Below are 23114 nucleotides of genomic sequence, written 5' to 3'. Positions count from 1 at the left end.
AGGGGGGTGGGGGTGCGAGGGTGGGGCCGCCGGGTGAACGACGAGTGAACCCGTGGGAGCGGTAAGGGGGTTGGGGGTGCGAGAAGGATGCGCGAGGGGTGGGGCGCGAGGTTGGCGGAGTGGCGCCCTTGACGGCCGCCGGGTTACGTGAAAGACCCTGCCCAAGATCGCCAGTACGGCCCGCTAACCTTACGTGTCCGTCCTGGCCAGGGATTGACGGCTACAACTCACGTGAAGGGTTGCGCACATGGGCATTCTCACTCTCCTGCGGAACGCGTTCGGCAAGTCACGCAAGGGGCGTGACGCCGAGGCGGCGCCCGAAACGCGGGAGGCGGAGTCCACTCCCCAGCAGGAGGCCACGGAGCCGAAAATCCCGGCCCCGTCCCCGGAACCGACCCTGCCCCCCACGGCAGCCCCGTCGGTCGCCGAAGACCTGGTCTCAGCAGCCTTCGACAACGTAACGGTCCCCAAGCCGTCAAGGCCCGTCGACGACCCGACGGAGCCAGCCACCGAGGCAACACCGGTAGGCGACGCTCCGGCAGAGCCGAACGACACTCCGGCGAAGCCGGTGGCAGAGCCGAACGACACTCCGGCGAAGCCGGTGGCAGAGGCCAACGACACTCCGGCGAAGCCCGTCGCTGAGGCCAACGACGCTCCGGCGGAGCCCGTCGCTGAGGCCAACGACGCTCCGGCGGAGCCCGTCGCTGACGCCAACGACACTCCGGCGGTGCCGGTGGCAGAGGCGGAGACGCCGGTCGCTGAGCCGGAGACGCCTGCGGCCAAATCGGCTGACCCGGTGACAGAGGCGGAGACCCCTGCGGCCGAGCCGGTAGCCGAGACCGAGGTAGAGGTCGGGACCACACCGGAGCCGGTGGCCAAGGAAGAGGCCGAGGCGGAGCCCGCAGCCCAAGCAGAGGTAGAGACCGAAGCGGAGCTGGAGCCCGCAGCCGCTGCTGCGGCAGAGACCGAAGCCGAGCCGGAGCCCGCAGTAGAGGCAGACGCAGAGGCAGAACCCGCGCCCGACACCACCCCGGAGGCCGAGCCGCAGCCCGAGCCAGTGGCCGAGACGGCACCGGAGCCGGTCGCCGAGCCCACGCCGGAAGCGGAGCCGGTCGCCGAGGCGACCCCGGAACCCGAGCCGGAGCCGGTCGCCGAGCCCACGCCGGTCGCCGAAGCGACCCCGGAGGCCGAGCCCGAGCCGGAGCCGGTCCTCGAGCCCACGCCGGAGACCGAACCGGCCGCCGAGGCGACGCCGGAAACCGAGCCCGTGGCCGAGGTCTCCCCGGAGCCCGAGGCCGAATCCGAGCCCGTCGCAGAAGAGCCTGCCGCCGAAGCGACCCCCGAACCGGCCCCGGCCCCGACCCCGGAGCCGGAGCCCGCACCCGAAACTGAGGTTGAGGCTGAGGCTGACGGCGAAGCCGAAGTTCCGGCCCCCGAACCGGTAGCCGCCGACGCACAGGACGCCCCACAGGGGCCACCCGCACCCGACAACGAAGGCGCCACGGGCGGTGCGGGTGGGAACACCATCCCGGCCGAAGGCGAAGCCGAGGCCGTCCCCCCCACCCTCCTCACCGCCTACAACTCCGCCACCACCACCCTCACCACCCTCAACCTCACCAACACCCCCGCCAAGATCTACCTCGTCCTGGACCGCTCCGCGTCCATGCGCCCGTACTACAAGGACGGCTCAGCCCAAGCCCTCGGCGAGCAGACCCTCGCCCTCGCCGCCCACCTCGACCCCGAGTCGACCGTCCACGTCGTCTTCTTCTCCACGGAACTGGACGGCACCGGCGACCTCACCCTCACCGACCACGAGAACAAGATCGACGAACTCCACGCCTCCCTCGGCCGCATGGGCCGTACGAGCTACCACGCGGCCGTGGAGGAGATCGTCACGCACTACGAGAAGTCCGGCACCAAGCTCCCCGCCCTCGTCGTCTTCCAGACGGACGGCGCCCCGGACGCGAAAACCCCCGCGACCCAGTCCCTCACGGACGCCGCGGCGAAGCACCCGGCGATCTTCTTCTCGTTCGTCGCGTTCGGCGACCCGGAGAACAAGGCCTTCGACTACCTCCGCAAGCTGAAGACGGACAACACATCCTTCTTCCACGCGGGCCCGACCCCCCGCGAGCTGACGGACACGGAGCTGTACGAGGGCGTACTGGCGAACTGGCGCCCGTAACAACGCCCCTAACGACGCCCCTGACAACGCCATTAACAAAAGGGAACCAACGCCCGCCTCCCCCAGCGAAAACGGGAGGCGGGCGCCCCATACCGGTCGGCTACGATTTCAAGGTTCGTAGACGGTCCCAACACACCAACACCGTCACTCCATGTAGCGACTTGGGAGCAGCCCGCAATGGCTCGACACCTCATCACCAGCGCCCTTCCGTACATCAACGGGATCAAGCACCTGGGCAACATGGTGGGGTCCATGCTCCCGGCGGACGTCTACTCCCGCTATCTCCGCCAGCGCGGCCACGACGTCCTCTACATCTGCGCGACGGACGAACACGGCACCCCGGCCGAACTGGCCGCGAAGGAGCAGGGCATCCCCGTAGCGGACTTCTGCGCACAGGCGCACGACGCGCAGAAGGCGGTGTACGACGGCTTCGCGCTGGCCTTCGACTACTTCGGGCGGAGCTCCTCCCCCCAGAACCACGAGATCACGCAGGAGATCGCGCGCGAGCTCAAGTCGAACGGGTTCATCGAGGAGCGGGCCATCCGCCAGGTGTACTCGAACGCCGACGGCCGCTTCCTCCCCGACCGCTACATCATCGGCACCTGCCCCCACTGCGGCTACGACAAGGCCCGCGGCGACCAGTGCGAGAACTGCACGCGCGTCCTGGACCCGACCGACCTGATCGAGCCGCGCTCGGCGATCAGCGGCAGCAGCGACCTGGAGGTCCGCGAGACCAAGCATCTCTTCCTCCTCCAGTCCGCGCTGGCCGGCGAGGTCGAGTCCTGGGTCGACGAGCGCGCCGACAACTGGCCGGTCCTCGCCTCCTCCATCGCCCGCAAGTGGCTCACCGAGGGCCTGCACGACCGCGCGATCACCCGTGACCTCGACTGGGGCGTCCCGGTCCCGGCCGACACCTGGCCGGAGCTGGCCGCCGAGGGCAAGGTCTTCTACGTCTGGTTCGACGCCCCGATCGAGTACATCGGCTCGACGAAGGAGTGGGCGGACCAGGACCCGGAGAACCGCGACTGGCGCTCCTGGTGGTGGGAGTCGGACGCGGACGTCCACTACACGCAGTTCATGGGCAAGGACAACGTCCCCTTCCACAGCGTGATGTTCCCGGCGACCCTGCTGGGCACCCGCGCACCGTGGAAGAAGGTCGACGTCATCAAGGCCTTCAACTGGCTGAACTACTACGGCGGCAAGTTCTCCACCTCCCAGAAGCGCGGTGTCTTCACGCACGACGCGCTGGAGATCCTGCCCGCCGACTACTGGCGTTACTTCATGATCGCCAACGCCCCCGAGTCCGACGACTCGTCCTTCACCTGGGAGCACTTCACCGCCACGGTGAACAAGGACCTGGCGGACACCCTGGGCAACTTCGTCAACCGCGTCCTCTCCTTCTCGAAGAAGCGCTTCGGCGACGAGGTCCCGGCGGGCTCGGCGGCCGGCGAGGCGGAGGCGAAGCTGGGCGCGCAGATCGCCGAGCTTCTCGCGGAGTACGAGAGCCAGATGGAGGCGCTCCAGTTCCGCAAGGCGGCGGCGGCGCTGCGCGCACTCTGGTCGGCGGGCAACTCCTACCTGGAGGAGAAGGCGCCCTGGCTGGAGATCAAGACCGACCAGGACGGCGCGGCCCTGACCCTCCGTACGGCGATGAACCTGATCCACCTCTACTCGGTGGTCTCGGAACCCTTCATCCCGACGACGGCGGCGACGATGCGCGCGGCCTTCGCGCCGCCGGTCGACACGGCGACGTGGGTCACGTCCGACGAGGCGAAGTCCCTGTCCGCCGTCCCCGCGGGCACGCCGTTCACGGTCCCGCCGGTGCTGTTCGCGAAGCTGACGGACGACGACCTGGAGGCGTACAAGGAGCGCTTCGGCGGCGCGTCCGAGTAGCCACTTCTACCGCCCACGGCATCGCCCGCAGCGCCCTCGAGCCCAAGCGCGCTGCGGGCGGCGCTGACGTACCGCAGCCCCTCCTCGGCGGTCTGCCTCACAAGCGCGTACTCGGCGGGGGTGCGGGCGTCGGCCAGTTGGCCCCGGGCGGTGCGATGCCGCCCGGCGGCCAGCGCCAACGCCCGCGCGGCGCCTTCGTCGTCCCCCGGCCGAAGACCGGCCAGACTCCCGCCGAGCCGCACCACCCACCGATTGGCCTCGACCTCGGCGTCCAGCCCGGCCAAGCCGGACGGAACCGTGAACGCCCCCGCCCGCCTGCGCAGCAGGACGAACGAGACGGAACCCACCGCTCCGACGATCAACAGCAGCGTGAGCGGAACGGCGATTCCCATGACGTCCTCCAGTCCTCCGGCGAGAGCGAGCGCGACAGTGCCCATGAGGCCATGAGACGCCCCGTCACTGTGCGCCCCCGACGAGAACCCTGTGCCCCACCTGCGAACTTCCGGTGTCCGCAGGCACGCGAAGCGCAGAGGCGCCCGTGAACGCACCCCGGGCGCCTCCCTGCTCCAGGAGATTGCTCTAGGAGATCGCTCTACGAGATCGCTCTACGACAGGATGCCCGTGCCCACCGTGGCCGTCAGCTCCGTCACCAGGTTCTTCGCCGAGGTCTCCAGGCCGGCCGTGAGGGTCGGCTTCCAGTTGACCGTCGTCTTCAGCTTCTTCGAGTTCGCGGCGTTGTACGTGGCGACGAGGTCGGTCACCTTGCCGTTGACGAGGTTGCCGCCGCCGGCGATCGAACCCGTACCGTCACCGCTCAGCAGCTTCGCGATCTTCGCGCCGGCCGGCACGATCCAGGCGTTGTTCTCCGCGACGACCTGGGCCTTCGCGCGGGAGTTGATGCTGTACTGGGGCACGTAGCCGTTGAGGGTCGCGGTCTCGTAGACGTTGTTGTAGATGTGGATCTGGCCGATACGGGCCAGCGGGGCACGCTGGGTGATGCCCTTCCACACGTTGTGGTGGATGGAGACGCGCAGCTTGCCGACGCTGTCGGTGTCGCTGCTGCCGATCAGCATCGTCTTGTCGTGGTTGGTGAACTGGTTGCGCTCCACGGTCACCAGGTCGGAGCCGTTGGTGATGTCGAGGGCGCCGTCGTGGATCTGGTACTCGCGGCCGAAGTACGTCTTCTCGGCCTTGTCGAAGAACGGCGCGTCGCTGAACGTGTTGTGGTCGGCCCACACGTGGGTCGCCCCGCGCAGGGTGACGGAGTCGTACGCGGAGTTCCAGTTGCCGGTGGAACCGTCCTTCGGGTCCCACTGCGGGAAGCAGTCCTCGGTGGCGGAGAGGGTCAGGTTGCGGATGATGACGTTGTCGACGCCCGTCACCAGGAGGCTGCCGCCGGTGATCCCGGCCTTGGTGCCGGGCACGCCCACGATGGTGGTGTTCGCGGGCACCCTGAAGACGATGTTCTTCGACTGCTTCTGCTTCGCGGCGTCCCGGGCCTTCTCCTGCGTGCCCGCGGGCGCCTTCTTGCCGTAGGTGGCCGGGTCGTACGCCTTGAGGTAGGCGGCCAGCGAGTATCCCGTACCGGCGGCGTAGTCGGCGCAGGTCAGCTTCTTGCCGGTGTCGTCCGTGTTGGCGTCGATGGTGCCCTTGATCTTGATGATCTTCGCCGTGGAGTTGGTGGCGCTGCCCAGCGCCTTCACCAGCTGGGCACGGGTGCTGACGGTGAAGACGTGCGCGGAGTCGGCCTTAGCGCCACCGGTCGTACCGGTACCGGAGGCGGCCCAGCCGTCCTTGGCGGGCAGCACCTGGTGGGCCAGGTCGACGACGGGGTTCGCGTTCGCGTTCATGGCCAGCACGGCGGCGCCGAGCCCGGCGGCGGCCACGGCCGCGGTGGAGACGAGAACTGTGCGCCGCTTGCGAAGGGACCGGCGGTGAGAGCGGGATGCCACGGATGAGTCCTTACGTGGTTGTGGATCACGTGCGGTTCGTGAAGCTCCGGTGGGGGCGGGGCTTACGGCTCATCAGTTGTCGCTGGACACAGGAAAGTTGCCGAGTAGCAGCAAGAATTTTTTTCCGTCGCGCGAAGCGCCCGGAACCTGCGCCGGATTCCAGCACAGACATACGAATGGCCCGGAATCGCCACCGATTCCGAGCCATCCCTACGACAAGTACCTTATGAACTGCCTTACTTCATGTACTGCCTTACTTCATGCCTTACTTCGGCTGCGGCTTCCGTACCGAGATGTGCAGCTCCCGCAGCCGCGTCTCCTCCAGCTCCGTCGGCGCGCCCATCATCAGGTCCTGGGCGTTGCCGTTGAGCGGGAAGGCGATGGTCTCGCGGATGTTCGGCTCGTCGGCGAGCAGCATCACGATGCGGTCGACGCCGGGGGCGATGCCACCGTGGGGAGGGGCGCCGAAGCGGAGCGCGCGGAGCATGCCGGCGAACTCGCGCTCGACCGTCTCCTCCTCGTAGCCCGCGATCCCGAACGCCTTCAGCATGATGTCGGGCTCGTGGTTACGGATCGCGCCGGAGGACAGCTCGATGCCGTTGCAGACGATGTCGTACTGCCAGGCCAGGATGTCCAGCGGGTCCTGGGTCTCCAGGGCCTCCATGCCGCCCTGGGGCATCGAGAACGGGTTGTGCGAGAAGTCGATCTTGCCGGTGTCCTCGTCCTTCTCGAACATCGGGAAGTCGACGATCCAGCAGAACCGGAAGACGTCCTCCTCGAAGTGCCCGGCGCGCTTGGCGGCCTCGACCCGCACCGCGCCCATGATCTTCGAGACCTCGTCGAACTCGCCCGCGCCGAAGAACACGGCGTGGCCGGCCGACAGCGACAGCCGCTTGGTCAGCTCGGCGACGTTGTCCTCGGTGAGGAACTTCGCGATCGGTCCGGACAGCGAACCGTCCTCCGTGACCCGCACCCAGGCCAGACCCTTCGCGCCCAGCGTGACGGCGTAGTCGCCGAGCTGGTCGAAGAACTTCCGGGGCTGCGACGACACGTCCGGCACCGGCAGGGCGCGTACGTGCTTGCCGGCGAAGGCCTTGAACTCCGAGCCCTCGAAGACGTCGGTGATGTCGACGAGCTCCAGCTGGGCGCGCAGGTCCGGCTTGTCGGAGCCGTACTTCAGCATCGACTCGCGGAACGGGATGCGCGGGAAGGGCGAGGTGACCTCACGGCCCTTGCCGAACTCGGTGAACAGCTCGGTCATCAGCCGCTCGATCGGCTGGAAGACGTCCTCCTGCTCGACGAAGCTCATCTCGACGTCGAGCTGGTAGAACTCGCCCGGCGAACGGTCCGCGCGCGCGTCCTCGTCACGGAAACAGGGCGCGATCTGGAAGTAGCGGTCGAAGCCGGAGATCATCAGCAGCTGCTTGAACTGCTGCGGGGCCTGCGGCAGCGCGTAGAACTTGCCCGGGTTGAGACGGGACGGCACGACGAAGTCACGGGCGCCCTCCGGCGAGGTGGCCGTGAGGATCGGAGTGGCCATCTCGTTGAAGCCGAGCCCGGTCATCTTGTGACGGATCGCCGAGATGACGGCCGTACGCAGCATGATGTTGCGGTGCATGCGCTCGCGGCGCAGGTCGAGGAAGCGGTACTCCAGGCGCCGCTCCTCGTTGACCCCGTCCTCGGTGTTGATCGTGAAGGGCAGCGGCTGGGCGGCGCCGAGCAGCTCCACCTCGCCGACCTCGACCTCGACCTCACCGGTGGGCAGCTCGGAGTTGATGTTCTCCGCGCCACGCGAGACGACCTTGCCGTCGACACGGACCGTCGACTCCTTGGAGACCTTGTCGAGGGCCTCGTAGGCGGGCGTGCCGGGACGGGCGACGAGCTGCGTGATGCCGTAGTGATCGCGCAGGTCGATGAAGAGGATGCCGCCCAGGTCGCGCCGATTGTGCAGCCAGCCGCTCAGCCGGACGTCGCTGCCGACGTCAGAGGCGCGGAGCTCGCCGCAGGTGTGGGACCTGTACCGATGCATCGTCGTTCATCCAGCCTTCGCGGGTCGGGGATCGGGGATCCTGGCCGGTGTTTCACGTGAAACACCGGATCCTCCGAAAACACAGACCCAAGGGTACCGGCCGCCCCGAGACCGCTTCCCCGCAATTGTTCGCACACGTAGCCTGTGGAGCTCCTTCACAGCATGCCCCGTACAGCTTGGGTGGCACGCTGCGATCACCTCTCCATAAAGTAGGTCAATGCGCACTGGTGAGCCCCTGCCCGCCGTGGGGGACGTTCTGGTCGCCCTCGCAACCGGCCTGTGGCATTGGGACACGGCAACGAAACTGGTCACGCTCGACGCCGAGGCGGCCCGCCTGCTCGGCCTGCCCGCCGAGCCGGCCACCCTCACGGAGGCCGCCGCCCGGGCCCGGCTCCACCCGGTCGACTGGAACGAGATCGTCGGCGTCATCCAGCTCGCCGTCGCCGAGGACAGCATCGCCGAGGTCCGGGTCCGGGTCATGGACGAACAGGGCCGGGTGATCCGTACCGCACGCAGCCGCGCCAAGCCCACCTTCGACCTCGCCCGCAAGGCGTACGACGTGACAGGCACCCTGCAGGAGGTCACCGAGCCCCCGCCGGGTGCCGCCGCGCGCACCCCCGTCACCGGTGACTGGCGCCGCTCGCGCGAGGCGTTCCTGCTGGACGCGGGCCGGGCACTGGCCGAGGCGCGGTCCACGGAGGAGGTGCTGCGGGTCGCGGCCGGTCTGTCGATGCCGGGCTTCTCACCGGACGGCCTCGCCGTCTTCGGCGTCCAGGGCGACCGTCTCACCGTCATCGGCCACCACGGCCAGCGCCCCGGTGACGAGCGACCCTTCTCCCACATGCCCCTGGAGACCGACTACCCGGCCGCCGAGGTGGTCCGCACCGGCCGGGCCGTCTACCTCTCCTCACCCGAGGCCTACCGCGACCGCTACCCCACCGCCTGGCCTCTCGCCCAGGTGTTCGACCGCCAGTCCTGGGCGTTCCTGCCGCTGACCGTCGCGGGCCGCACCATGGGCGCCTGGATGGCGGGCTTCGCCTACCCCGTCACCTTCACCCCCGACGAACGCTCCGTCCTGACGACGGTCGCCCGCATGCTCGCCCAGGCCCTCTCCCGGGCGGGCGTGGCCGAGTCCGAACGCGAACTGACCGACGGACTGCAACGCTCCATGCTGCCGACCCTCGGCCCCGAGATACCCGGCATGGAGGTCACCGCCCGCTACATACCGACCGGCGGCGGCCTCCAGGTCGGCGGCGACTGGTACGACATGATCCCGCTGCCCGGCGGCCGGCGCTTCGCCCTGGTCATCGGCGACGTCCAGGGCCACGACGTCCGCGCCGCCGGCCTGATGGGCCAGCTCCGCATAGCGCTGCGCGCCTACGCCTCCGAGGGCCACCGCCCCGACGCCGTCCTCTCCCGCGCCTCCCGCTTCCTGCACGGCATCACCCACTCGGCGGACCACACGGGCGGCGGCGACCTGCGCTTCGCGACCTGCCTGTACGTCGAGGTCGACCCGGCGACCGGGGTCCTGGAGATAGCCCGCGCCGGCCATCCCGACCCGGCGATCCGGATGGCGGACGGCACCGTACTGACCCGCCCGACCGCGGGCGGCCTGCCCCTGGGCATCGACCCGGACGCCGACTACCCCACCACCCTCCTCGCCCTCGAACCGGACGAGACGATGCTCCTGTGCACCGACGGCCTGATCGAGACGGGCGGCCACGACCTGGAAACGGGCTGGCAGCGCATCCGCAGGACCCTGGAGGAACACAAGGGGGACATCAAGGACGACGGACTCGAGGAACTGGCCGACGCCCTGGTCCAGGCCGTGCACGGCCCCTCCTCCCACCACACCACGGGCCCGCTGGCCGACCGCCGCGAGGACGACATAGCGCTGCTGCTCCTGAGCCGGCCGGCCGACCGCGCCACCGACGGCACACTGCCGCCCGCCGCCCGCCCCACGGTCCGCCGCACCATGCTGACGATCGCCCAGGCGGAACCCGAGCGCGTCTCCGTGGCCCGCCGGCAACTCCGCGAACAGCTCCACGACTGGCCCTGCCCCGACCAGGTCGACTCGGCGGTCCTCCTGATCTCCGAGACGGCCACCAACGTCCTGGTCCACACGGACGCCGACGCCCTGGTCGTCGCCGAGGTCATGGGCGACCCCGGCGCGCGCCGCATCCGCGTCGAGGTAACAGACGTCAGCGACGACCTCCCGCACAAGCGCCGCCCGGGCGAACTGGCCTCGTCGGGCCGGGGGTTGATGCTGATCGAGATGCTGGCGGACGCATGGGGAGTCGACCCGAGGGGCGAGGGCAAGAGCATCTGGTTCGAGCTGTACGAGAGGGAGCGGAAAGAAGGGGAGATGGGGCAAACCACGCCCCAGGGCACCGCGAAAAGCGGATGATACGAAGATGGCTGTCACGCGCACCTCACGCAGGACCGCACGCACGACCACACCCCCGGGAACAACTCCTCCCGCCCCCGGCCCCACCGGCCACCCCCTCCTCGGCTCGGCCCTCGACCTCCGCAGGGACCCCCTCGGCACGTTCGTCCGCGCCCAGCGGGAGTACGGCGACGTGGTCCGCGTGGCAGCGGGCCCGCCCGGCCTCCGTACGGTCATGTACTGCGTCTTCTCCCCCGAGGGCGCCCAGCAGGTCCTGGCCACACAGGCCGCCGATTTCCGCAAGGACAACGTCTTCTACGAGGAGATACGCCAGACCGCCGGCAACGGCCTCCTCACCAGCCAGGACGACGACTACCTCCGCCAACGCCGGCTGATCCAGCCCCTGTTCACCAAGAAACGGGTCGACGGCTACGCCACGGCGATCATCCAGGAGGCCGAGGCGACGGCGGAACGCTGGCGCGACCGCCCCGAGGTGGACGTCGTACAGGAGACCGACCGCCTGGCGCTGCGCACGGTCGCCCGTGTCCTGTTCGGAACGGACGTCGAGGCCGCGGTGGACGTCGTCCGGGTCAACTTCCCCGTCGTCAGCGCGTACATCACAGGCCGTGCCTACTCCCCGCTCAGACTCCCGCGCACCTGGCCCACCCCCTCCAACAGACGCGCGGACGCGGCGACCCGAGCGGTGTACGAGGTCTGCGACCGGATCATCGCGACGCGCCGGAGCGACGGAACCGGGACCGAGCACCAGGGCGAGGACCTGCTCTCCCTCCTCTCCCGGGCACGGAACGACGAGGACGGCAGCCTCGACGCCGGCGAACTCCGCGACCAGGTCCTCGTGTTCCTCCTCGCGGGCCACGAGACGACGGCGACATCACTGGCCTTCGCCCTCCACCTCCTGGCCCGCCACCCCGAGGCACAGGCGAGGGCCCACGCTGAAGTAGCCGCGCTTCCACCGGACACCCCGTACACGGCGACAACCATGGACCAACTCCCGTACCTGACCATGGTCCTGAAGGAAACGATGCGCCTGTATCCGGCCGCCCCGCTGATGGGCAGACGGGCGGTGACGGAGACAGAGATCGACGGCCACCTCATCCCGGCGGGCGCGGACGTCCTGATCTCACCCTGGGTCACCCACCGCCACCCGGCCCACTGGGACACCCCCGACCGCTTCGACCCGGACCGCTTCACCCCCGCCCGCGAATCCGCCCGCCACCGCTACGCCTGGCTCCCGTTCGGCGGCGGCCCGCGCGCATGCATCGGCCGCCACTTCTCAATGCTGGAGTCGGTCCTCGCCCTGGCGGTACTCCTACGCGAGTACGACCTCGAAACACCGGACAGGGACATCCCGGTAACGGCGGCGGTGACACTGCAGGCGGCGGGGGAGGCACGGTTGAATCCTCCCCTCCTTGAAGGGAGGGGATTCCTGGCTCAGGCTGCCTCCTGGAGCAGCGCTCCAGGAGGTCTTCTGCCATCGGTACCAGCCGGGTTGAGACCAGCCCGGACGAGCATCACGCGTGCGGAGTTCTTGTCCCGTGGGGACATGTTTCCGCATGCGGTGCAGGTGTAGGTGCGCTCACCCAGCGGCAGGCGGTGCTTGGCTCTCGCATCGCAGTTGGCGCAGTCCATCGTGGTGTGCGCGGGGTGGACGAGGCGGATGTCCCGCCCGTGTTTGCGGCCCATCTCGATCAGGGCCTGCTTGGTGGCGCCGATAGCGGCGTCCGCGGCCTTCTTGGCCATGGTGGTCTTGGCCAGGAATTTCGGACGGAAGTCCTCGATGGCGATGGCATCGTGGTCGCGGACGGCTTTCTTGGCCCACTTGCGGCCGGTGTCCTGGCGCTGCCTGGCGACCTTCTTGTGCGCCTTCGCCCGCAGGTGCTTCGCCTCGCGGTAGCCCTTCGATCCGGGGCGGCCCTTCTTCGGTTTGCGGCGGGCCATCATCCGGTCGTACCGGGTCAGCTTCGCCTGGGCCTTCCTGCCGTGCCCGGCGTGCGGCAGGTCGTGCGCGTCGGACGTGGTCGTCGCGGTCTCCCTCACGCCCCAGTCGACGCCGAGCACGCGACCGGTCTTCGGCAGCGGCTGGACCTCGGCCGGGACGACGAACGAGGCGTACCAGTGTCCGAGGCTGTCCTGGTACACACGCACCGAGGACGGCTCCGCCGGCAGTTGCCGCGACCACACGACCGTCACGACGATGCCCCCGGCCAGGTGCAGCCGGCCGTCCTTCAACCCGAACCCGCGCCGGGTGTAGTTGACGGTCGCCAGCGCCTCGCGTCTGGTCTTCCACGTCGGCATCCCCGCCCGGCGCGCGATGGGCAGGCGCTCGCGGATGTCCTTGTGCGCCTTGGCGCGGGAGCGGCCAAAGTCCCGGATGACCTGCTGCTGGACCACTGATGAGCCCTCACGCAGCCACGGCGTACGGGCCCGGGCTTCGGTCAGCATCCTGTCGAGCTGCGCGGGGCCGCACGTCACCTCCTGGCCGGTGGCCTTGTTGTGCGCGTGTACGGCCCTGGACTTGGCGACGCATTCGTTCCACACCCAGCGGCACCGGTCCCACTCCGCCGCCAGGGCGGTACGGGCAGCACACGACACACGCAGCCGGTACGTGTAGCGGGCATGCTCAGCCTCCACAGCGCTCGCCTGCGTCATCCCGCCCCCCACAGTCCCCGGCCGGGACACCGTTCCGTCCCGAACCCCGCGACGGACCATATGTACGACAGCCGCACACACGCCCCCCCCGATCCCGCGGCCACCACCCCAACCAGCGACCACAGGCACACACGTTCGCACCCCCGTACCGCTACCGACAGATGTCAGCAGCGGTACCGGCGCTCCACACCCAGAACCGGATGCGGCGACGCGCCGCGTCGCAACACCCGGATGCCATTCCTCCCCGACATGAACACCGGGGCCCGCCTCGCAGAAAACAGTCGACTTCGTGTACGCGGCCACAGAGGCCCGGGTACAGAAGCTGACCCTGCCGGACGGGACGCACTGGTTCCCGGCCGTCGACGTGTGCAAGAACCTGGAATACACATACGTCGGTTCCGCTCTGCGGAACGTCGCCGACGCGACCAACTTCGCCAGTGTTGAGAGTGTGCTCCTGAGGCACCGTCTCAGCGTTCCCGCAGCTCGGGAGCAGCGACGAGACATGAAGGGGTTGGTCAACGGCTGCACGAAACCGGAGGCGGAGCCCGTCGAAAATTGGGTCTCCGAAGTCATCGCCACTATTCAGCGCGACGACCCCTTTTCCCTGGAACCGTCTCTCGCACGACCCCCGGCAACCGGCCCCGCCGCCAAGGCCACGCCGCAACAGGTCGCCGAGGCGCTCCAGAACATCGCCCAGTCCCTCAGGTTCCGCCACCCTGAACGGAAGGTGACGCCCCAGCAGCTCCTGGCTCCCCTGGAAGACGAAGAATTTCGTCCGCGCATGCTGCTCAAACGCGGGTGCATGCGGCAGACGGGATGCACCGCGGACGGGGCGCCTTGCTACGTGCTGCCTTAGTAGTGCACCGACAACAGGACAGGCCCGAAGTGGACCTTACAGCCCGGTCACCGACGAACCACATCCCATCCTCGGACAGAAATTGACGGAGAAGCCATGAGCGCCGAACTTCCCTTTTGAGGAATGGGCTGTAGCTTCGCCCCTCTCCGACCTTCGCACCGCACTCTGCGCGTCTGGCTTCCGGGCCGGTTCCCGTGACGCCGCCGCCACGTGATCGCGTGAGACCCGCCCCTAGGATGACCGTATGACGACGGAGGATGTGACGGCCGAGGGTGCTCCGCAGGCTCCCGACGTGGTGGAGGACGTGTTCGAGGGCATCGCCACAGATGTGGAGGTGGAGTCCGTCGAGGAGGACACGACACAGATCGAGCGACCCTGGAATCCGGAGCAGATCCGGGTGAGCACCAACCAGTTCTCCCTACGCAACATCCTTGACCAGATCGACGAGGACTCGATCGAGCTGGCGCCGGACTTCCAGCGCCTGAGGGTGTGGCGCCCCGACCAGAAGTCCCTGTTGATCGAGTCACTCCTGTTGCAGATCCCGTTGCCCGCCTTCTACTTCGCCGAGGACCAGGACGGCAGTTACCGCGTAGTCGACGGCCTTCAGCGGCTGTCCACTCTGCACGCGTTCGTCAGGGGCGGAGCAGCAGGGTTCTCTCTCAGCAAGCTGGAGCACCTGAAGGACTTGAAGAATCTGCGCTTCACCGACCTGCCGGTGCCGTTCCAACGCCGTATCCACAACACACAGTTGATCGTCAACGTGATCGACCCGACGACACCGCGCGGGGTCACGTACGAAATCTTCAAACGGATCAACACCGGCGGCACCCCGCTGAATGCCCAGGAGATCCGCCACTGCATGAGCAAGAAGCGCAGCCGCGACATCCTCAAACGCATGACCCACACGGACGCCTTCGAAAAGGCCACCGGGGGACGTCTCACCGACCACATCCGTATGAACGACCGGGAGATGGCCCTGCGCTTTGCGGCGTTCTGGTTGAAGGGAGTGGAGGAGTACCGGAAGCGTCCGGTGATGGAGGACTTCCTGATGGACACCACGGTGATGCTCGACGAGCCGAGCTCAGTACCGGACGAGCGGGTGGCAGAACTGGAGTCCGCTTTCGAGCGGGCGATGTCGCACGCCTACCTCGTCTTCGGCGAGCACGCGTTCCGTAAGTGGCCCACGAACGTGAACTGGCGCAGCCCGATCAACCGCGCCCTGTTCGAGACGTGGTCCATCGCCCTGTCCGACCCCTCGTTCACCACGGCCGACCTGCGCGCACGCCGCACGGCGATCCAGAAGGCCGCACGCAAGCGCATGACCGTGGATGTCCAGTACCTGAACGCCATCACCTCCTCCACCGCTGACAGACACCGCGTCGACTACCGGTTCAAGGCCGCAGGCAAAGACGTGAAGGCCGGCCTGTGATCGGCACCCTGGAGATCGAACGCTTCAAGTGTTTCTCCTCGGCATCCTTCGAGATGCGCCCTCTCACCGTCCTGACCGGCGTTAACGGCGGTGGCAAGAGTTCGCTGATTCAGGCGCTCCTGCTGGCCAGGATCGCGGCCACGAGCCCAGACAGTGGCAGTGTCCAGCTGAACGGACCGATGGGACTGGCGCTGGGCGAGGTCCGGGACGTGCTGCACTGGGATGCCACAGACTTGGACACCGTCGTAGTACGGCCGCGCCCCCGGGACGCCGACGCATGGGCGTACGTGTTCGGCGTTCCCGACGATGAACGGGCACTCCACCTGAGCGTCATGGAAAGGCCGTCCTCCGACATCTCCGGAATCGGCGCCTGTTCCCCAGGCTTCACCTACCTCTGCGCCGAACGCCTCGGCCCTCGCGACATGCTGGAGGTCTCCGCCGACGACCCCGACAGCATCGGGGTGGGTGTCAGAGGCGAGTACACGGCCCAGGTGTTGGCCCTGCGGGAGACCCGCTCGGTGAGCCGACGCAGGACGGTCCGCCCCGAACTCCACCACCCCGGCCTCGCCGTGTCCCAGCCCCGCCTTCAGGCGGAGGCCTGGGCCTCGGACATCATCCGCCCGGTGCAGATCACAGCCCAGCTCGCGGTCGGGGTCATGGCAAGCACGATCCGCTTCGCCGAGACCCGGCTCAAGGGCGAGGAGGTCCTCCGCCCCGCCAACACCGGCTTCGGCGTCTCCTACGCTCTGCCGATCATCGTCGCCGGTCTGCTGACCGAACCCGGAGACCTGCTGATCATCGAGAACCCGGAGGCCCACCTGCATCCGTCGGGTCAGTCGAAGCTGGGCCGGTTCCTGGCCCGCGTCGCGGGCAGCGGAGTGCAGGTCGTGGTGGAGACCCACAGCGACCACGTCCTCAATGGGGCCCGCCTGGCCGTGGCCCAGGATCGCTCCCTTGACGCGTCGGACATGATCACTCATTACTTCGACCACGACCGGTCCCTGCCCATCGGCATCAACGACAAGGGCGAACTCGACCGGTGGCCCGACGGATTCTTCGATCAGATCGAAATGGACCTGGGACGGCTGGCCCGCGCCCGGCGCGGCAGGTGACGTAGGCCGGGCGATCCGGATGAAGCAGGGGGGAGTATCCGGTGAACAACCGGGAGGACGGCCTCGGTGTCGACGACTACCGCGTCGTCATCAGCGAGGAGTGTTTCGACTGGCGTACGCTGACCGGCGCAGAGCGCCGTGACGCCATCGACGCCCTCGCCGAAGTGCTGAAACCGCTGGCCGACGGCCGCAGGACCGCGTTCCTGGAACCGGCGTACGGCACAGAATGCCTGCCGTCCGTCACCCTGACCGACGCGCTGTACACCAGGGACGGCGGCCTTCCACCCGACGAGCGCCGTCTCCTGGGCAGCCTCCTCGACAAGTGCCGAATGGTGGAACCGGAGGAGTCGGACCTGCCCCAGCCCGTCAGGGTCGCCGAGGGGCCATGGCGGGAGCCCTCTTGGGGTGTCGCCCACGCCGTGTCCCGCGCGGCGGCTGGCCGCGCGACGTCCTGCCTGCTGACCTGGCACGCCCCGGGGCGCGAGGACTGGCCGTCCGGCTGGATCACGGTGGAACGGGAAACGGAGGACAGCCACGACGGGGTCCAGCTGCACCTGCTGCGCGCTCCTGAGGACACTCCCGGTTTCTGGCGCGGTGTCTACACTCACGAGACCCACGAGCCCGTCTCCGCCGACCGCTTCTTCACCCTCACCGAGGACGCCTTTCCCGGCCTGCTCTTCGCCGAATCCCTGAACCTGAGCCGCTTCAAGGGCTCCTACGCCGATGTCCTGCCCTGGCTGGTGGAGTTGCTGGGCGCCCTGAGTGACCACTTCGCCCAGACCCTTGCCGCATGCTCCGGTGACCAGAACCAGGTGATGGCCAGGTTCTCCGCGATGGACCTCGACATCTCCCCCGAGAGCGCCAACACGAAGAAGAACGCGAAGGCCTGGGCGGAGCGCAACGTCACCTACCGCGGCAGCACCTACCGCTGCGAGTGGCACGGCAAGCGCCTGTGGGACCGGGACCGGGTGCACTTCTCGCTCCCGATCCCCGCGTACGACGACCGGATCCTGGTCGGCGTCTTCAGAGACCATCTGAGCTGACAGACCCGTTCCTTCACACCGTCCACGAGGCCCGCCGACGCGCCCGCCGAAGTCGACCGCCGAGGACTCCTCGCACACGGCGCACTGCATCGCGTACGTCGTCGGTGCGCCATCCGAGACACGTCGGCCCTCACCGCCTGGCGTAAGTCAGCGGCAACGGCGACTGGCTGGAGGTGTCCGACGCCCACCCGACCCACACCCCGGTCCGCGACAGCACGGACCCCACGGGCCCGGCAGGGGATGCGTACGCCAGGTAGGCCGTGCTCCGGACGACACTCCGTTCTACGTACTGCCGTAGTCCAGTAGCCCAAAGAAAGACAGGCCCGAAGTCGCAAGGCAAAGTTGCGACTTCGGGCCGACTTGTACAGTACTGAACCTTCTAGCTCTACAGACCACCGTCGGACATTCCATGCACCGCCGGGATCGTCCCCAGCCGGCCCTTCTGGAAATCTTCGAACGCCTGCTCAAGCTCCGCCCTCGTGTTCATCACGAACGGGCCGTAGTGCGCCATCGGCTCACGGATCGGCCGGCCGCCGAGGAGCAGGACCTCCAGGTCCGGGGAGTTCGCGTCCTGCAGTTCGTCCGCACGGATCGACAGGGACGAGCCCGCCCCGAACACCGCGGTCTGGCCCTTGTGGACCGGACGCCGGTCCACACCCACGCTGCCGCGCCCCGCGAGAACGTACGCGAGCCCGTTGAAGTCCTCCCGCCACGGCAGGGTGACCTCCGCGCCCGGCGCCAGCGTCGCGTGGACCAGGCTGATCGGGGTGTGCGTGATACCGGGACCCTGGTGACCGTCCAGCTCGCCGGCGATGACGCGCAGAAGGGCGCCGCCGTCGTGGGACGTGAGGAGCTGGACCTGACCGCCACGGATGTCCTGGTAGCGCGGGGCCATCATCTTGTCCTTGGCCGGGAGGTTCACCCACAGCTGGATGCCGTGGAAGAGACCGCCGGACATGACGAGCGACTCCGGCGGCGCCTCGATGTGCAGGAGGCCCGAGCCGGCCGTCATCCACTGGGTGTCGCCGTTGGTGATGGTGCCGCCGCCACCCTGCGAGTCCTGGTGGTCGAAGATCCCGTCCATGATGTAGGTGACGGTCTCGAAGCCGCGGTGGGGGTGCCAGGGGGTGCCCTTGGGCTCGCCCGGCGCGTACTCCACCTCACCCATCTGGTCCATCATGATGAACGGGTCGAGGTGCTTGTAGGCGATTCCGGCGAACGCTCGGCGCACCGGGAATCCCTCACCCTCGAAACCGCTCGGCGCGGTCGTCACGGTGAGCACGGGACGCGCCACGGCCTCGGCCGGAGCGGCCACACGGGGCAGGATCAGCGTGTTCTCGACGGTCACTGCAGGCATGTCGGGACCTCCTTGTGCGGCCAGTTTAGTTGACTGTTGAACTTTCTGCTACCCCTAACGGCGAAGGCCCGGAGGACATTCCCTCCGGGCCTTCGCCGCCTGCTCGGTTACGACTAGTTGCTGAAGTACAGGTACTTCCACGCACCGACCGTCGTCGTGTTCACGTTGTCGCCGGAGGAGCCGTCGACGTAGACCGACCGCATCCGGGCCCGGATGCCCGACTCACCGGGCGCCGGCAGCTCGACCGCCGACTTGCCGTTCGTACCGATCCCGAAGTACTGCGACTCGGCGGAGTACCACGTGCCCTCGAAGTAGACCTGCAGGTCGAAGCGCTGCTCGCGGCCCGGGTAGTAGGGCATCGAGGTCGTCAGCAGCGGCGAGGTGTTCTTGTGGAACCAGTAGTACGAGGTCGAGCCGATCTTGGCCGTCTTGTAGTGCCGGGACACGGCCGTGGAGATCCGCACCCGCGCGTACGCCGTGACCTTGGCCGACTTGGGCGCGAAGCGGGCGTCACCCTTGTAGACCGCGATGACGGCGGTGTCGCGGGTCATGTCCAGGGTCACCGCGAGGTTCCCCGCGGAGTTGACCCGGGCGGACTTGATCAGCTTCTTCGGCTTGTCGGTGCCGTACGGGTCGGCCCAGATCTCGACCGTACGGTTCTTGTACGTGGAGCCCAGGTGCGCGGTGAAGCGGACGTCGGCGCCGTAGTTGTAGATCTTCTTGTTGTTGTTCAGGGTCAGCGTCGGCGCTGTACGGGACACCGTGACCTTGTCGGAGGCGCTCGTCGCGAGGTGCGCCGCGTCACCCAGATACGCCACCTTGTAGGTGACCGTGCCACCGGCGGGCGGGGTGTCCGTGAACGAGTAGGTGCCGTTCGACTTCACCAGGGCCGGCGGCAGGGTCTTGCCGTTGGGGCTCTCCATGTCGGTCCGGGTGACCTTCAGCTTGACGCCGGCCGGCAGCGCGACCGAGGCCGACAGCTTGCCGGTGACCGTGAGCTTCCTGGCCCGGGTGGCCGTCGACGGCGCGTTCACCGTCAGGGTCGGGGCGTTCTTCGTCGGGTCGGTGAGCGCCTTGAGGGTGTAACCGTCGGCGGTCCCGACCAGGGCGAAGACGCGGGAGGCGTCCGGCGCCCAGGCCAGGTCGGCGGTGGCGTACGTGCCGGCCGTGTACGTGCGCAGCGGCCTCGTCGCGTTCGGCCGGAAGATGGCCACCTTGTTGCCGTTGGCCTGGGCGACCAGGCCGCCCGGGGCGATGTCGGCGCGCTGGCCGGCCGGGTAGGCGCCCGTCTTCTTGAAGGTGCCGTTGGCGTAGGTGTCCCGGTCCGTGCCGTCGGCCAGCACCTGTGCGGCGCCGGGGACGATGTCGATGTCACCGAGGCCGTAATTGAGCTCGTAGCTGGTGTCGTGGTACGCGACCAGCCGGGGCTTCGCGCCGGAGACGTCCAGGACGGCGAGCGTCGAGGAGGAGTCGCCGGTCTCGGCGAGGGCCAGCAGACCGGGCGCCGACGTGCTCGAGTCGAGCAGCGCCTGGCCCCAGATGCCGTTGGTGCCCTCGGGGAGCTGTCCCATGGACACCTGGCCGACCGCGGCCGCGGCCCGGTTCGCCAGAGACCTGGTGGAGGTCTCGGTGGTGGGCGGGTCGAGCGTCGGCTCGGTCGTGGGCTCGGCCGGCGGCTCCACGGACGGCTCCGCGGACGGCTCCGCGGACGGTTCCGTGGACGGGTCCGCGGACGGGTCCTCGCTCGGGTCGGTGGGGTCCGGCGCGGGCGGTGTCGTCGGCGGTTCGGACGGCGGCGCCGTCGGGTCCGGCGTCGGCTCGGTCGGTTCGGGAGCCGGGTCCGTCGGTTCCGGAGCCGGGTCCTCGGTCACCGTCGGGTCGATGGAGCCCAGATTGCCGTCCCACTGGTCGCCGTAGCTGAACCAGAGCTTGCCGCCGGCGAAGGCGAGGTGGCGCGGGCCGGCGTCGGTGGGAATGTCGTAGCGGGCCTTGGCGTCGAGGGTGGCCGGGTCGAGGGCCACGATCTGTCCCCGCGTGGGCAGGGACGCGTACAGGGTGCGGCCGTCGTCGGACAGCGCCAGGTCGGCGACCGGGCCGAGACCGCTGGCGATGTCGACGACGGTCCCCGAGTAGTTCGTCGCGAGTACGCGGCCGAGGGCGCTGTCACCGACGAAGACCCGCTTCAAGGTTCCGTCCGCCACGATCCCCCCGGGCGAGCGGACGCTGGCGACGGCCGCCGAGGCCGTGCCGGTGGCGGCGACACTGAGCGCCGCCGAGCTGAAGAGGACGGCGAGTGCCGTCGCGGTCGAAGTGCTGCGCATGCGCACAGTAATGAACCCCCACAGAAGAACCCGGCACCGCCGGGAGCTGAGAGCGCCGCGCGACACCCAGAAGCGACCGCCGAAGCGGTCACCAGTGGGGCGCGGCTGCCTGAAGGAACCCTATGGCATGCCTGTGACAAACGCAGTGGAGATTATCGAACAGGTGGGGGAAATGTGGAGAGAGTGGAGAGAAGCGACCGTCCGTCAGCCGTACATCCTGCGCATCGCGAACTCCACCATCTGCTCGACCGCCTTCGCGTCGAACACCATGCGGTGCTCGCCCTCCATGTCCACGACGAAGCCGTAGCCGGTGGGCAGCAGGTCGATGACCTCGGCGCCGGTGATCACGAAGTACTTGGACTCCTTGCCGGCGTAGCGGCGCAGCTCCTTCAGCGAGGTGAACATCGGGATCACGGGCTGCTGGGTGTTGTGCAGCGCCAGGAACCCGGGGTTGTCGCCGCGCGGGCAGTACACCTTCGACGTGGCGAAGACCTGCTGGAAGTCCTCGGCCGACATCGAGCCCGTCGTGAAGGCGCGCACCGCGTCCGCGAGGGACGGCGGGGACGGCTCGGGGTACAGCGGCGGCTGCTGGCCGTACCCGCCCGGCATCTGCTGCTGCGGCTGGGCGTACTGCTGCTGCGCTCCAGCGTTCTGGTCATAGCCGTACATGGCCGCAAGAGTACCGAGAGCGCGGTGGCCCCGGGGCGGGCCGGTCCCGCCGGACGCTCCATCGGGAGCTCACAGGCCCGGTCCCGGTTTCACACAGGTGGCACTCATATCGTCGGCGTCGACAAAGAAACCGCCGGGCGGCGGCAAAAGCCGGGCAATAACCGGCGGGCACGGGCCGGCGGCGCGGACAGAGGGAGACGGACGACATGAGCGGACACGGGCACCACGACTCCGGGAATCACGGCAACCACGCGCATCACGGCAACCACGCGCATCACGGGCACCACGGGGCCGACGAGGACCACGAGCACGACAGGGGTCTGTCCTACGACCTCCCCGTCCTCGCCCGCCGCCGGATGATCCGGCTGCTCGCCGGCGCGAGCCTGGTGCCGCTGGCGGCCTGCACCACCGACGACGCCTCCACGTCCTCCTCCACCACCACCGGAACATCGTCGTCCGCATCCTCGAGTTCCTCCTCGTCCTCGTCCGCCGAGTGCGCGACCATCCCGGAGGAGACCGCCGGCCCCTACCCGGCCGACGGCTCGAACGGGGTGAACGTGCTCAAGGAGAGCGGGGTCGTGCGCAGCGACATCAGGTCCAGCTTCGGGAACTCCGCGGGCGGTACGGCCGAGGGGGTGCCGCTGACCGTCACACTCACCGTCGTCGACGCGGCCTCCGGCTGCGGGACCCCCAAGAAGGGCGCCGCCGTCTACCTGTGGCACTGCGACCGCGCGGGCGACTACTCCCTCTATACAGAGGGAGTCACCGACGAGAACTACCTCCGGGGCGTCCAGGAGACGGACGACAAGGGCCAGGTCACCTTCACCAGCATCTTCCCGGGCTGCTACAAGGGCCGCTGGCCGCACATCCACTTCGAGGTCTACGGCAGCCTTGCGGACGCGACCGCGGCCACGTCGACAACGAACACCTCGCAGCTCGCGTTCCCGAAGGACGTCTGCGACACGGTGTACGCGTCGGACGGCTACAGCAACAGCGTGGGGAACCTCGCCGAGCTCTCCCTCGACTCCGACATGGTCTTCAGGGACGGCTACGACCATCAGCTGGCCGCCGTGGAGGGCAGCGTGGCCAAGGGCTACACGGCCACCCTCACCGTCCCGGTCTAGACCATTCGACACCATCCAACGGCTCTCGGGGGCGTTACGCGTCACACATGACCTGATTGGGGTTGCGTCTTATTACCGACGGGTAGCATCA

At 68.7% G+C, this 23114-nt stretch carries 14 protein-coding genes and 1 pseudogene; 9 read left to right on the top strand and 6 right to left on the bottom strand.

The annotated features are described in order from the left end of the window. The first annotated feature begins 247 nt into the window (after positions 1 to 247). Positions 248 to 2182: a VWA domain-containing protein gene (locus tag ABZ855_RS01560; RefSeq protein WP_360799099.1), complete on the top strand. Its 1935-nt coding sequence runs from the start codon at positions 248 to 250 to the stop codon at positions 2180 to 2182. Positions 2183 to 2359: 177 nt separating this feature from the next. Beyond that, entirely contained in the window at positions 2360 to 4075 is a 1716-nt protein-coding gene (gene metG, locus ABZ855_RS01555; protein ID WP_360799096.1) for a methionine--tRNA ligase, read from the top strand. 605 nt (positions 4076 to 4680) lie between these two features. On the opposite strand, the gene ABZ855_RS01550 is transcribed toward metG, so the two are convergent. Both ABZ855_RS01550 and aspS read right to left on the bottom strand, forming a co-directional pair. Next, complete coding sequence (locus ABZ855_RS01550) at positions 4681 to 6027, bottom strand: polysaccharide lyase family 1 protein (protein ID WP_360799093.1); 1347 nt, start codon at positions 6025 to 6027, stop codon at positions 4681 to 4683. 265 nt (positions 6028 to 6292) lie between these two features. Next, complete coding sequence (gene aspS, locus ABZ855_RS01545; RefSeq protein WP_360799090.1) at positions 6293 to 8056, bottom strand: aspartate--tRNA ligase; 1764 nt, start codon at positions 8054 to 8056, stop codon at positions 6293 to 6295. 217 nt (positions 8057 to 8273) lie between these two features. Here aspS and ABZ855_RS01540 point away from each other — a divergent pair, with 217 nt between their 5' ends. Beyond that, the gene (locus ABZ855_RS01540; protein ID WP_360799086.1) at positions 8274 to 10463 is read left to right on the top strand and encodes a SpoIIE family protein phosphatase; all 2190 of its coding nucleotides are present in this window, start codon (positions 8274 to 8276) and stop codon (positions 10461 to 10463) included. 7 nt (positions 10464 to 10470) lie between these two features. Then, positions 10471 to 11856 (top strand): annotated as a pseudogene (locus tag ABZ855_RS01535) (cytochrome P450); the annotation flags it as partial. A 38-nt stretch (positions 11857 to 11894) separates the two neighbouring features. Here the strand turns inward: ABZ855_RS01535 and ABZ855_RS01530 are convergent. Further along, on the bottom strand, positions 11895 to 13112 hold the full coding sequence (locus tag ABZ855_RS01530) for a transposase (protein WP_360799083.1): 1218 nt from the start codon (positions 13110 to 13112) through the stop codon (positions 11895 to 11897). Positions 13113 to 13401: 289 nt separating this feature from the next. Here ABZ855_RS01530 and ABZ855_RS01525 point away from each other — a divergent pair, with 289 nt between their 5' ends. The 4 genes from ABZ855_RS01525 to ABZ855_RS01510 all read left to right on the top strand — a co-directional run bounded on the left by ABZ855_RS01525 (position 13402) and on the right by ABZ855_RS01510 (position 17552). After that, positions 13402 to 13968 carry a BRO family protein gene (locus ABZ855_RS01525; RefSeq protein WP_360799080.1) on the top strand — a complete coding sequence of 189 codons (567 nt, stop codon included), beginning with the start codon at positions 13402 to 13404 and terminating at the stop codon, positions 13966 to 13968. Between the two features lie 244 nt (positions 13969 to 14212). Continuing rightward, the gene (locus ABZ855_RS01520; RefSeq protein WP_360799077.1) at positions 14213 to 15397 is read left to right on the top strand and encodes a DUF262 domain-containing protein; all 1185 of its coding nucleotides are present in this window, start codon (positions 14213 to 14215) and stop codon (positions 15395 to 15397) included. Continuing rightward, the gene (locus ABZ855_RS01515; protein ID WP_360799074.1) at positions 15394 to 16509 is read left to right on the top strand and encodes a DUF3696 domain-containing protein; all 1116 of its coding nucleotides are present in this window, start codon (positions 15394 to 15396) and stop codon (positions 16507 to 16509) included. The genes ABZ855_RS01520 and ABZ855_RS01515 overlap by 4 nt, the downstream gene beginning before the upstream one ends. 41 nt (positions 16510 to 16550) lie before the next feature. Next, positions 16551 to 17552 (top strand): hypothetical protein, encoded by a 1002-nt coding sequence (locus ABZ855_RS01510; RefSeq protein ID WP_360799071.1) that lies wholly within the window; start codon positions 16551 to 16553, stop codon positions 17550 to 17552. Positions 17553 to 17937: 385 nt separating this feature from the next. Here the strand turns inward: ABZ855_RS01510 and ABZ855_RS01505 are convergent, their stop codons facing one another. From ABZ855_RS01505 to ABZ855_RS01495, 3 genes are all read right to left on the bottom strand, one after another. Continuing rightward, positions 17938 to 18909 (bottom strand): pirin family protein, encoded by a 972-nt coding sequence (locus tag ABZ855_RS01505; protein ID WP_360799068.1) that lies wholly within the window; start codon positions 18907 to 18909, stop codon positions 17938 to 17940. A 113-nt stretch (positions 18910 to 19022) separates the two neighbouring features. Further along, positions 19023 to 21230: a PT domain-containing protein gene (locus ABZ855_RS01500; protein WP_360799065.1), complete on the bottom strand. Its 2208-nt coding sequence runs from the start codon at positions 21228 to 21230 to the stop codon at positions 19023 to 19025. Between the two features lie 204 nt (positions 21231 to 21434). Continuing rightward, positions 21435 to 21899: an SseB family protein gene (locus tag ABZ855_RS01495; protein WP_235476750.1), complete on the bottom strand. Its 465-nt coding sequence runs from the start codon at positions 21897 to 21899 to the stop codon at positions 21435 to 21437. 356 nt (positions 21900 to 22255) lie between these two features. On the opposite strand from ABZ855_RS01495, the gene ABZ855_RS01490 reads away from it, so the two are divergent. Next, a complete protein-coding gene (locus ABZ855_RS01490; protein ID WP_360799283.1) occupies positions 22256 to 23023 on the top strand; it encodes an intradiol ring-cleavage dioxygenase in 768 nt (255 codons plus the stop codon). Positions 23024 to 23114: the final 91 nt, after the last annotated feature.

The organism is Streptomyces sp. NPDC047042 (assembly GCF_040644035.1).
GTDB lineage: Bacteria > Actinomycetota > Actinomycetes > Streptomycetales > Streptomycetaceae > Streptomyces.
The sequence above is the reverse complement of the archived record's forward strand: the minus strand, read 5'-3'. Positions and strand labels throughout refer to the sequence as shown.

Bases quoted from the DNA above. Each gene is read 5' to 3' on its own strand.
- metG (WP_360799096.1), top strand. From the start codon at position 2,360: ATGGCTCGACACCTCATCACCAGCGCCCTTCCGTACATCAACGGGATC.
- ABZ855_RS01520 (WP_360799077.1), top strand. From the start codon at position 14,213: ATGACGACGGAGGATGTGACGGCCGAGGGTGCTCCGCAGGCTCCCGAC.
- ABZ855_RS01495 (WP_235476750.1), bottom strand. From the start codon at position 21,899: ATGTACGGCTATGACCAGAACGCTGGAGCGCAGCAGCAGTACGCCCAG.
- ABZ855_RS01560 (WP_360799099.1), top strand. From the start codon at position 248: ATGGGCATTCTCACTCTCCTGCGGAACGCGTTCGGCAAGTCACGCAAG.
- ABZ855_RS01500 (WP_360799065.1), bottom strand. From the start codon at position 21,230: ATGCGCAGCACTTCGACCGCGACGGCACTCGCCGTCCTCTTCAGCTCG.
- aspS (WP_360799090.1), bottom strand. From the start codon at position 8,056: ATGCATCGGTACAGGTCCCACACCTGCGGCGAGCTCCGCGCCTCTGAC.
- ABZ855_RS01505 (WP_360799068.1), bottom strand. From the start codon at position 18,909: ATGCCTGCAGTGACCGTCGAGAACACGCTGATCCTGCCCCGTGTGGCC.
- ABZ855_RS01490 (WP_360799283.1), top strand. From the start codon at position 22,256: ATGATCCGGCTGCTCGCCGGCGCGAGCCTGGTGCCGCTGGCGGCCTGC.
- ABZ855_RS01530 (WP_360799083.1), bottom strand. From the start codon at position 13,112: ATGACGCAGGCGAGCGCTGTGGAGGCTGAGCATGCCCGCTACACGTAC.
- ABZ855_RS01540 (WP_360799086.1), top strand. From the start codon at position 8,274: ATGCGCACTGGTGAGCCCCTGCCCGCCGTGGGGGACGTTCTGGTCGCC.